Genomic DNA, 10,593 nt, shown 5'->3' on the forward strand with positions numbered 1-10,593 from the left:
TTAGATTAGTAGCATAAAGCCAGTGATTACGATATTTAAAATTCCAAGCGGAAGTAAAATTTTCCAGCAAAATGCACTTAACTGATCAACTCTTAAATGTGCCCATGAGGCCCTTACCCAAAGAAAAAAGAAAAAGACAATGCTTGATTTTAAGATGATCATTAAAGCACCTGGGATAAATAAAAATTCGTTAAATCCACCTAAAAATAAAATCGTAATGATGATGCTAGCAGCGATCATATTTGTGTACTCGCCGATGAAAAACATCGCCCATCTCATGCCGCTATACTCGGTGCCATAGCCTGCTACTATCTCTGTTTCGTTTTCTGTTAAGCAAAATGGCGTTCTATTGCACTCCACAAAGCTTGCTATTAAAAATAGCAAAAAGGCAAGCGGCTGCTTAAATATAAGCCAGCCAAAAATTCCTTTTTGATAGTTGTTTATATCCACAAGTGAGAGTGAGCTAGTTACCATTACGACGCTTAAAAGAGCCATGCCAGCGACTATTTCAAAACTAAGAAGCGAAACGACCGCACGAGCTGCGCTAATTAGTGCAAATTTATTATAGCTAGCAAGACCTGCTGCAAGTGGGGAGAAAACGCAAACTGAAGCAACACCAGCGATGTATAAAATACCAACATTAATATCTGAGAGAATCGGACGTAATGTATGTCCAAAAATTTCAAACTCAGGCAAAAACGGCACAGGTGCAAGCGCTGCAAATGCGGCGATGGCTGATATTAGTGGAGCTATTAAAAAGATAAATTTATTCGTATTTGCTGGTACGATGTCCTCTTTTGTAAAGAGTTTTATCATGTCAGCTACTATCTGTAAAATTCCAGCTGGCCCTACCATATCAGGCCCTACGCGGCGCTGCATGTAAGCTAGTACCTTTCTCTCAGCATAGGTTGCAAGCCCTGCAAGGCTTGCCATGACGGCTAAGATGACCACGGCTTTAATGATAGTGCTTAGCACAAAAAATAGTGTTTCACTCATCTTTTGCCTTTATGATTTTAACTGCGGCGTAGCTTTTGCCATTAAATATAACGCCCACTTCAAGCTTATCGTCATAATCACCTAAATACGCAGCGACTCCGCCAAGTTCGCTATCAAGCTCTACGCAAATGGCAAGCTTATACCCATCTTTTTCTAAAATAATCGCTTCATTTTGTGAAATTTCAAATTTAGCCATAAATTCGCTACTTGCATAAAGATTCGCTCTTTTGGCTGTTTGTGTGGCATAGTTTGCAAAAAATGATGGTAAATTTATAGGATTTGCAAGATTTATAAGTGCCTCGTCATCTTTTAAATTTATGCTCTTGCTATCTTTTAAAAGTGGCTCTATATCATCATTTGGTGTAAAATTTGAAATTTCTAGTTTATAACCTCTGTGACTTGTGCCGTCGTTTGCGTAAAAATTTTCTAAATCATCAAATTTAATGCCTTTGTAACCCTTTTCTTTTGGTAAATTTGGCGTGTAATCAATCGTATTTTTAGCCATTAGTCCAAGCGCGTTTGCGATATCGTTTAGAAAATAACCTTTGTGCGGTATCGCCACATTTGTTGGCACTAAGGCGTTATTTATGCTTGTAAATGTTCCTTCTTGCTGATTTAGCGCGCTAGCATCGATATCGCCTTCAAAAATACTAAATTTAAATTCGCCATTTTCGTTATAGCCAAGCGTCTTACCAAGCTTTTTCTCGCTTGCAAGAGTGCAAATTTTAGCAACACCAAGTGAATTTGTGCGTGGTGGTATTAGCATCACAAGAAACGGCGTAGCCCTTGCGATCACTCCAGTAAGTGCGGCTAGTAAATTCGCATTTTCATCTGTGTAAAAATCGCTTCCTAAAATGAGCGTAAATTTGCTTTTGCCCTCACTTAAAACTGGTATATCTAAGTTAAAATTTTCATCAAAATTTTCAAGCTTTGATGTAAGCGTGCTAGATAAATTTTCGCCCCAGTTTTTAAGCACAAAGAGTAAAATTTGCTCTAATTTTCCAGCTTCATGCGTTACGTAGATAAAATTTTTAGAATATTTTTTAACGATCTCATCGGCTATGTGATGAAAGTAAATTCCAGCTGCTTTATTCATTTTTAAAGCGTTATTTAACTTAAAGCTTGTCACTGGGCTTTCGTGTCTTAAGAAACTGCCAGCATTGATGACAAAATCGCTATTTTTAATATCTGTATAGTCTGCGTTATATGAGCTAAGCCCGCTAAATTCGCTAAATTTATTTAAAAATTTTTGATAATTTAGCGCTTCATTATTTATTAAATTTAGATCAAATCTCTCTCTTAAACACTCTAAAATAAGGGCTTCTTCGTTCGTGATGAAGCTATTAAATTTTATATTTTTGATCGCACCATTTTTAATATTTAAAACAATCTCTTCAAATTTCTCTTCATTTTTACAGGCAAGCTCGTTGTGAAAGTCATAACCAAACCTAGCTGCTCCACTTATCTCGCCAAATATAAAATCATTGCTGACGCGGTAAATTTGCTTACTTCTGTCGCTAGTGCTCTTTTCTTTTATGTCATAGTAAATTAGCTCGCAGTCGCTTTGATGTGGATTTGCTGCTGGGATAGGGTTTAGCTCCCAGATATTTGTGCTATATTGAAAATGCGAACTAATAAGTGCTCCAGTAGGGCAAACGCTGATACACTCGCCACAAAATGAGCAGTCAAGACTCTCGCCCACGCTTGGACCTATTAAGCTTTTTTGCATCTTACTAAAAACTGCGTAGGCATCTTTTGGCATACTCTCTTTTAGCTCTTTTGGTACTTCAACGCCCCTTGGTACGGTCTTTAGTGCACTCTCACCGATCCTATCTTTACAAACAGTGACACATCTTTCGCAGACTATGCAAAGAGCTGGATCGTAGTTGATTAGCCCCCATTTTTTATGTGGTTTGTGCGTGTCAGCGATGGCAAATTTTTGTTCATTTACTTTTAAATGTGTGGTTAAATTTTGTAGTTCGCATTCGCCACTTTTGTCACAAACGCCACATTGAATCGGATGATTTACGCAGTAAGTCTGCATGATCGCATTTCGCTCGGCAGCGATTTCTGGCGTGTTTGTATAAATTTGCATATCCTCTTTTGCTTTGGCATTGCAGCTATACACTACTTTGCCATTTGCCTCGACCATGCAAAGCCTACAAGCAAGAGTTGGTGAGCAGCCGCTAAGATAACAAAGAGCTGGGATATAAATTCCATTTGCTCTTGCGATATTTAGGATGCTCTCGCCTTCATCTGCTTCTAAAATTTGATCATTTATGCTTATTTTCATTTACTAACTACTACTTGTTTAAATGCGTATCCATCAAACTCTTTTGCGCCAAATATCGCAACTGTGCCTTTTAACGAATGGTCTAGTTTAAATTTTGCCCTCACGCTAAAATCTTTTGCTTTAAGCTCTAGCATATCGCCATCTTTTGCCTTTGCTACGATGCCAAACTGCACGCCGCCCACGATCTCATCGCTTGCATTTTTGTTTAGATAAACGACTGCTCCGTCAAAATTTTCAAGCTCTTTTAGCTCGTCTATTTTGTGATAATCATTAAATTCTTTTTTGCAACCACCAGCTAAAACGACATTTTTGCCTAAAATTTCAAGTAGCCAAAAGATCGCATCTTTATCTGGATGAGTAAAAAATGAATCATCAATAACGATGTTTTTAACGTCCTTTATCCACTCGCCTAGCTCTTCTTCAAATTCCTCTTCGCCAACATTGCACTCGCCACTTATCAGCCCATCATCAAGCTCGCTAAAAAACTCATCGCAAGATAAATTTGCGTATTTGCAAAGAAGAGCTAAGACGTAGCTTATTGAGCCTATTTCGCAGCGGATTAAATTTTCGCCGCCAAGCTCGCTATCTTCGATGCAAGAGATGTACTTAAACTCGTGCTCTTTCATCTTTTTTGCTAAATTTTTATCGCTCAAGCTTAGTAAATTTGCAATGCTTAAGCTTTTGCCTGCTATTAAATCATTAAATTTCATATCTTGCCCTTTTTTATGGTTAATACCCAATCAACTTGGTTAAATTTAAGCGAGTTCATCACTTCGCAGTTTAGATTATAGGCTAAATTTACAGCCTTTGTCACACCACTAAAATCGCCTATCTCAAATAAAAATATAATCACTTCATTAGCCTCGCCAGCCTTTATCTGCTGTCCAAGAGCGCTCAAAAACTCACTCTTTAAGTGCCTAAGATCGACCCTTCTCATCTATCGACCTCGCCTAAGATGATATTTGTGCTACCAATTATCGTAGCGACGTCAGCGACGTACTGACCTACCAATAAATCTTCGTAAATAGCACAGTGCCAAAAGCTTGGCGTGCGAATTTTTAGGCGATATGGGCTTGCGCTGCCATCTGAGTTTATATAAATTCCTAGCTCGCCCTTTGGCGACTCGCTAGCGAAGTAAATTTCGCCCTTTGGAGGTTTTAGCCCCTGAGTTATTAGCACAAAATGCTGCATTAATGAGTAGTTTTGGCTCATTATTTGCTCTTTTGAAGCGCTCACGTAATCTGGCGCGTCGGCGATGATGGCAGGGCTGCTGGTCTGATACTTGCTAACACACTGCTTTAAAATTTTCACACACTCGCGCATCTCTTTCATGTAAAGCAGATACCTTGCGTAGCAGTCGCCATGTGTCGCATAAGGCACGTCAAATTCTAGCTCATCATAGATGAGATATGGCTCTTCTTTTCTTATATCACGCGCCACACCGCTTGCTCTTAGCATGACGCCAGAGCAGCCGCTATTAAGGGCTAGCTCTTTGCTAATTACGCCCACGTCCACGAGCCTTGCTTGCCAAATTCTATTTTCGCTTAGCAGATCTTCATAAAGCGTGATGTCGCTTGGAAATTTCTCACAAAATTTAAGCAGCTCCTCGCACCAGCCATCAGGTAGGTCAAGCGGCACGCCACCGATCCTTATCGAGCTATGTGTTAGCCTTGCGCCGCAGTATTTTTCTATTAGATCAAGGACGTATTCGCGCTCTCTAAATGCGTATAAAAAGACGCTCATTGCCCCCACGTCAAGGGCATGCGTAGCTAAAAATAAAAGGTGTGAGCTGATACGGTTTAGCTCCAAAAGCATCACTCTAATGATCTGTGCACGGCGAGGCACTTCGATGCCGCAAAGCTTCTCCACGGCCGCGCAAAATGCGTAGTTATTCGCACTTGATGCGATGTAATCGACCCTGTCAGTTACTGGGATAAATTCCTGATAGGTCATATTTTCAGCCATCTTCTCAACGCCTCGGTGCATGAAGCCAACCTCTGGCATGGCGCGCACGACCTTTTCGCCATCAAGCTCAAGCACTAGTTTTAGCTGACCATGAGCGCTTGGGTGCTGTGGTCCAAAATTTAGTATCATCTTGCCGTCATTTTGCTCAAATTCTAAATTTTCAAAAAATGGTTTTAAGCGGTTTGGTGACTGGCTCAAGGTCTTTCCTTTACTATCTGGCTCTGGTTAAATTTAGCCTTTTTGACAAATTTTACGCCACCATCTTCTTGATACTCGTACTCTTCGCTAAATACTCTTGAAAATCCAAAGGTATCTTTCTCTTCAATATAAGCTGGATCGCGGTTTTCTTCGCCGATTTGCTCTCTAAACTCACTTCCAAAAATTTTATCCACCTCGTACCATTTAGCAGCCTCGTCGCCAGTTAGCGGATAGCTCTTTAAGAGTGGGTGTGAGTGCCAGTCATCAGGCATGATGAGGCGCTTTAAATTTGGATGATCTTTAATGAGAACGCCGCTTAAATCATACATCTCGCGCTCAGCCCAATTTGCACTTTTATAAAGCTCGCAAACGCTTTTTAGCATTTCATCCTTTTTTACAAAGCATTTTACACGAACGCGTCTATTTTTACTAATGCTAAGAAGCTGATAAAAGACCTCATATCCGCCTTTTTGACTTGTGAAATCAAGTGCTGCAAGCTCGCTAAGTTGTTCGTAACCAAAGTTTTTTAGTGTCTCAAGAGCTTTAAAATTTTCACTAGAATTTACATAAACTATAAGCTGATCAAACTCCACATAGCTAGATAAAATTTCTACTCCGCTTTGCTCTAAGATGGCTAGCTCTTCATCAAATTTAGAACCTCTTACCTCATCTTTTGGCGTCTGCTTTTCTATGTAAAATTTCTCTTTGTAATACTGCTTTTTTTGTAGATCATTATTTGGCTTATACTCTCTCATATCTCGAGCTTTCTTGGCTTTTGCGCCCTAAATGCACTTTGTTTTCTTATCTTTTTTTGAAGCATCATAAGTGCGTATTGAAGCGTCTCTGGGCGAGGAGCACAGCCTGGGATGTAAATATCAACTGGTATTATGCGGTCTACACCTTGAACGGTAGAGTAGGTGTTAAACATGCCACCAGTGTTTGCGCAGCTGCCCATCGAGATGACCCATTTTGGCTCAGGCATCTGATCATACAAGCGTCTTGTAAATTCAGCGTGCTTTTTAGTTAGCGTGCCAGCTATGATCATCACCTCAGAGTGCCTTGGACTGGCGCGAAATATAGTGCCAAATCTATCAAAGTCATACCTACTAGCGCCACTTGCCATCATCTCGATCGCACAGCAAGCAAGCCCGTAGCTAAGTGCCCAAAGCGAGTTGCTCCTGCCCCACTGCACGAGCTTATCAACGGTTGTTAAAACGACTGGCAAGCCACCATTTGCAGCGTAGTTTATCTGATGCTTTGCCATTTAAAGACTCCTTTTTGCCAAGCATAAGCAAAGCCGATAAGTAAAATCGCCACAAAAAGCAACATTTCGATTAGTCCAAAAATTCCAAGCAGTCTAAAATCCACCGCCCACGGATACATAAAAATGACTTCAACATCAAACAAAATAAATAAAATTCCATAAAAAAAGTAGTGAATATTTATCTTATTTGGCTGTTTTACGGTGGTTGGACCACACTCATAAAAGCCAAGTTTTAGACGCTGGGTATTGCGGTTGGCTAGTTTTTTGCTTATTTTTGAAGATAAGAATGTTATTAAACAAAATGAACAAGTCGCTAGTAAAAGTATGATAAATGCACCAAAATAGGTACTTTCAAGCTCTGAATGTGACATACTTTGCCTTTTTTAATTTTTAAGATTCTACTAAATTTAAATTTATTTGAGCTTGAAACGGCTTAAGAGTAGGGTGAGTATTGTGCTTTTGTGTAAAAATTACTCCTATTTTATCTTCTCAACTGCATCTTTTGCAGCACTTATTCGCTCGCTCTCGTCTAGCTCACGCACAAAGCCATCTTTTACCAAGATGATCCTAGTTGCCACATCAAAATAGCTATCATCGTGGCTAACAGCAATTATGCTAATGCCTTTACTTTGTAAAAATGGCAAAATTTCTTTATAAAATTTTCGCTTAAAGAGCGGATCTTGATCAGCTGCCCATTCATCTAGGATAAGGATAGAGCGATGCTCTAAAATAGCTATTAAAAGACTTAGGCGCTTTCGCTGACCGGTTGAGAGTTGCGTGGTGCTAAGCTTATTGTCTATGACACTTACTTTTTTATCGATCTCAAGTAAGGCTAAAAGCTCGTCTATTTCGCTTTGGCTAGCAAAGCCATTATGAGAGAGCGTTTGTGAAAATAGATAAAAATCAGCAAAAATAGCGCTAATCTTTGCCTGATAACTTTGTAAATTTCTTTCATCTATCTTTGTGCTATCAAGGTAAATTTCGCCACTACTTGGGCGTATTAGCCCGCAAAGTAAATTTATAAGCGTACTTTTACCACTACCATTTTTACCGATGATAAACGTTATCTCACCGCGTTTGATCTCTAAATTTACGTCTTTTAGGCTAAATTTGCCGTGAGTGTAGTTGAAATTTATATCCTTTAGCCTAATGCTTCGCCACTCGTCATTTAGGCTATCATCAAATTTAAAGCCTTCCTTAAATTTATTTAGATTTAAACTCATGATCTTTTCTAAACTCACTTTTGCGCTAAGTGCGGCTGGTATGGAGCCAACCATACTCATAAATGAGCCTCTTAAAAATAGTATCGTTAAGCTAATGCTTAGTGCCGTTTGCAGGCTCGCCCAGTCAAATGCCACGCACAAAAATACACAAAGTCCAACTGAGCCAAGCAGCATAATGTTTGTAAAATTATCGCTTAATGCGTGATAAATATCGGCCTTTACCATATTTTGGCGTTTTTTATCGCCTGTAAAATTTAACTCATCAAAGCAGACACTTGCCCTTGCCCTGTTTAAACTAAGCTCTCTATGCCCCTCTACGATATCATCGTAATGCTTTTGCAATGCGTCATCTTGAACTCTAGAATGCTTAAAATAAAGATGAATTTTTTTCATAAAAAGCGTATTTATAAAAAGAGTCGCACCGATCCAAACGGATAAAAAGATAAAAATTTTTGGAGCGATTACACAAAGGTAGATGCTAGCGCAGACGATAAAAACTAGGCTTTGTATAAAGCCAGTAGCGCTCATAAAGGCAAATGTGATCGTTTTTATGTCATTGTTTAGACTAGCTATGATCTTTGCTTTACCGATCTCGTTTATAACGCTATTTGGCGTGTCTAAAATTTGCTTTACACTTTGATATCTTAGCTCGTAGATAAATTTATGTCCAAAATTTGTAAGCGATATATTTGCAGCGATGGCGCTTATAAAAAATAAAAGTAAAACTGCTATAAATTTAATTGCAAGAATAAGATCAAATTCTTTTAAGCTTACAAGCTCATTGTTTATAAACGAAAGAGTCCAGACACCAAGTCCGCTAAATACGAGTGTTAATAACACTATTTTAGAAATTTGGTAGATATTTTTTTTGATTAAATTTGCAAGCATTACATCGCAGCTCGTGGCTGAATGATATTTGGCTCATACTTTTGTTCAGTATTTTCGCTCATTATGCGAAGCACCTTGCTTCTTTTTATCTTAGCGTCATCTTTAAATATCGCACGCACTTTGTCCATGCCAGCGTAAAAATCACGCATAAGCACGATGCAGATATATTTGCCAAAAAATGTCGGCTTAATAATGCCATTTTCTTCATATATCGCATTTACAAGCTTAAGCAAGCTAAGCTCCATAAATAAGGCTTTGTTAATGTTTGTGCTATTTTCATCGTTATATCTTTTAATATCAACTCCGCCATCAAAAAGCCTTGTTAAAAACGTGTATTTAAGTCGCTCTTTCTTGCTAAAACCACATTTTGCGATGACTGGGCTTTGTCTATTTTTTATCCTTTTGCCGTATTCAAGTAGATTAAACGCATTTATTACAAGCTCACCGTTAAGAAAGCTAAATGCTCCGCTACCAACGCCAAGATACTCTAAATTTGAGCCAACATATTCGTCACGAAGATCGGCACTTTTTTCATTTGAAAACGCCCAAGCATTGCTTTGTTTGTAGTTGCTTTTGCTAAATTCTTCAGTGATTATCTCATAAAATTCACGCTCATTATCTACGTTTGAAACGCCAAGCGAGCGAGCTATATTCTCTCTTGTTAGCTCTGATTTCATAAGTGGATAGAAGGTGATTTGTTGCGGAGAGATCGATTTTGCGACGTTTATATCGTTTATGAGCTGCTCTTTTGTTTGATTTGGCAGGTTAAAGATGAGATCTAGACTAATGACTGGGATATTACCAAGAGCGAGCTCAAGTTTTCTTTTTACCTCCTTGGCTGAGCCAAATTTTTCATATCTGCCAACTCTTTTTAATGTTTCATCATCAAAGCTTTGTACGCCAACGCTTAGTCGATCAATTAATCCATCAAATCTGGCTAAACTCTCGGGTGAGATGTGATTTGGATCGCTTTCTGCTGAAATTTCATCTATACTAAAAAGCTCTTTTGCAAGCTTAAGTGTCTTCTCAAGCTCTGGCTCATTTATAAGCGTCGTGCCACCGCCAACATAAAGTGAATCAAAGTCAAATCCAGCCTCTTTAACCTGCCTCATCTCCTCACGTAAATTTTCAAAGTAAACTTTTGCAAGCTCTTGCTCATAGTGGTACTTATGAAACGAGCAATATGGGCAGAATGTGTGACAAAATGGCACATGTGCGTAGAGCATATACTTTTTGTCTTTTTTGGGAGTTTTGGTGTAGGTTGTGGTTAAAATGTCTATATTAAATTCATTATATAGTGATCTTTGAATAGAATTATGAGCGTAATTTACGGCAAAATTCTCGACAATATTTTTAAAGATCATAACTAATCGCCTTAAATAAGTTTGGTTTTAAATTGATGTGTTAGGATAGCTAACTTTTAATAAATTTAGCCTTGTGCTAAAGAAAATTTTAGCTTAGCCAGATAAATTTAGCCTATAAATTTTAATTTTTTAAATTTATAAATTTCACGTATCGATCAAATTTTAGCCCCAAAGCTTAAGAAAGTTACTCCTTAGATCTTGAGATAATTTTGCTTGCATCAAGCTCAAATTTTACTCCATCTTTCGTCTCTAAATAATAAAACTTTCCTAGTATTGATAGGGCTTTGATGTTATAAAGTTTTACAATATTGCTTCTACTTTCTATTTCATAATAGGTATTACTTTTATCAGGCTCTTTATCTTTACTGTAAATTTGAAATGGTAAAGCACCTAGTGTATTTT

General features: G+C 38.3%; 10 protein-coding genes and 1 pseudogene. All 11 read right to left on the reverse strand.

The window, feature by feature from the left end; genetic code table 11:
* Positions 1 to 996: an NADH-quinone oxidoreductase subunit NuoH gene (gene nuoH, locus CYP64_RS00710; protein ID WP_084041825.1), complete on the reverse strand. Its 996-nt coding sequence runs from the start codon at positions 994 to 996 to the stop codon at positions 1 to 3.
* Positions 989 to 3,289: an NADH-quinone oxidoreductase subunit G gene (locus tag CYP64_RS00715; protein WP_103648300.1), complete on the reverse strand. Its 2,301-nt coding sequence runs from the start codon at positions 3,287 to 3,289 to the stop codon at positions 989 to 991. The genes nuoH and CYP64_RS00715 overlap by 8 nt, the downstream gene beginning before the upstream one ends.
* Complete coding sequence (locus CYP64_RS00720) at positions 3,286 to 3,999, reverse strand: hypothetical protein (protein ID WP_103648301.1); 714 nt, start codon at positions 3,997 to 3,999, stop codon at positions 3,286 to 3,288. Before CYP64_RS00720 ends, CYP64_RS00715 begins: the two co-directional genes overlap by 4 nt.
* A complete protein-coding gene (locus CYP64_RS00725) occupies positions 3,996 to 4,226 on the reverse strand; it encodes an NADH-ubiquinone oxidoreductase subunit E family protein (RefSeq protein ID WP_103648302.1) in 231 nt (76 codons plus the stop codon). Before CYP64_RS00725 ends, CYP64_RS00720 begins: the two co-directional genes overlap by 4 nt.
* Positions 4,223 to 5,452 carry an NADH dehydrogenase (quinone) subunit D gene (nuoD, locus tag CYP64_RS00730; RefSeq protein WP_103648303.1) on the reverse strand — a complete coding sequence of 410 codons (1,230 nt, stop codon included), beginning with the start codon at positions 5,450 to 5,452 and terminating at the stop codon, positions 4,223 to 4,225. Before nuoD ends, CYP64_RS00725 begins: the two co-directional genes overlap by 4 nt.
* Positions 5,449 to 6,207, reverse strand: a complete 759-nt coding sequence (locus tag CYP64_RS00735; protein WP_103648304.1) for an NADH-quinone oxidoreductase subunit C — start codon at positions 6,205 to 6,207, stop codon at positions 5,449 to 5,451. The genes nuoD and CYP64_RS00735 overlap by 4 nt, the downstream gene beginning before the upstream one ends.
* Entirely contained in the window at positions 6,204 to 6,716 is a 513-nt protein-coding gene (locus tag CYP64_RS00740) for a NuoB/complex I 20 kDa subunit family protein (RefSeq protein ID WP_012001120.1), read from the reverse strand. Before CYP64_RS00740 ends, CYP64_RS00735 begins: the two co-directional genes overlap by 4 nt.
* Complete coding sequence (locus tag CYP64_RS00745; RefSeq protein ID WP_021090439.1) at positions 6,698 to 7,087, reverse strand: NAD(P)H-quinone oxidoreductase subunit 3; 390 nt, start codon at positions 7,085 to 7,087, stop codon at positions 6,698 to 6,700. The genes CYP64_RS00740 and CYP64_RS00745 overlap by 19 nt, the downstream gene beginning before the upstream one ends.
* A gap of 105 nt (positions 7,088 to 7,192) precedes the next feature.
* Positions 7,193 to 8,827 carry a multidrug ABC transporter permease/ATP-binding protein gene (locus CYP64_RS00750; RefSeq protein WP_103648305.1) on the reverse strand — a complete coding sequence of 545 codons (1,635 nt, stop codon included), beginning with the start codon at positions 8,825 to 8,827 and terminating at the stop codon, positions 7,193 to 7,195.
* Positions 8,827 to 10,191, reverse strand: a complete 1,365-nt coding sequence (locus CYP64_RS00755) for a coproporphyrinogen III oxidase family protein (RefSeq protein ID WP_103648306.1) — start codon at positions 10,189 to 10,191, stop codon at positions 8,827 to 8,829. Before CYP64_RS00755 ends, CYP64_RS00750 begins: the two co-directional genes overlap by 1 nt.
* 184 nt (positions 10,192 to 10,375) lie before the next feature.
* Positions 10,376 to 10,593 (reverse strand): annotated as a pseudogene (locus CYP64_RS10090) (hypothetical protein); the annotation flags it as partial.

The organism is Campylobacter concisus (genome assembly GCF_002913945.1).
GTDB classification, from domain to species: Bacteria; Campylobacterota; Campylobacteria; order Campylobacterales; family Campylobacteraceae; genus Campylobacter_A; species Campylobacter_A concisus_P.

Bases quoted from the DNA above. Each gene is read 5' to 3' on its own strand.
- nuoH (WP_084041825.1), bottom strand. From the start codon at position 996: ATGAGTGAAACACTATTTTTTGTGCTAAGCACTATCATTAAAGCCGTG.
- CYP64_RS00715 (WP_103648300.1), bottom strand. From the start codon at position 3,289: ATGAAAATAAGCATAAATGATCAAATTTTAGAAGCAGATGAAGGCGAG.
- CYP64_RS00720 (WP_103648301.1), bottom strand. From the start codon at position 3,999: ATGAAATTTAATGATTTAATAGCAGGCAAAAGCTTAAGCATTGCAAAT.
- CYP64_RS00725 (WP_103648302.1), bottom strand. From the start codon at position 4,226: ATGAGAAGGGTCGATCTTAGGCACTTAAAGAGTGAGTTTTTGAGCGCT.
- CYP64_RS00735 (WP_103648304.1), bottom strand. From the start codon at position 6,207: ATGAGAGAGTATAAGCCAAATAATGATCTACAAAAAAAGCAGTATTAC.
- CYP64_RS00740 (WP_012001120.1), bottom strand. From the start codon at position 6,716: ATGGCAAAGCATCAGATAAACTACGCTGCAAATGGTGGCTTGCCAGTC.
- CYP64_RS00745 (WP_021090439.1), bottom strand. From the start codon at position 7,087: ATGTCACATTCAGAGCTTGAAAGTACCTATTTTGGTGCATTTATCATA.
- CYP64_RS00750 (WP_103648305.1), bottom strand. From the start codon at position 8,827: ATGCTTGCAAATTTAATCAAAAAAAATATCTACCAAATTTCTAAAATA.
- CYP64_RS00755 (WP_103648306.1), bottom strand. From the start codon at position 10,191: ATGATCTTTAAAAATATTGTCGAGAATTTTGCCGTAAATTACGCTCAT.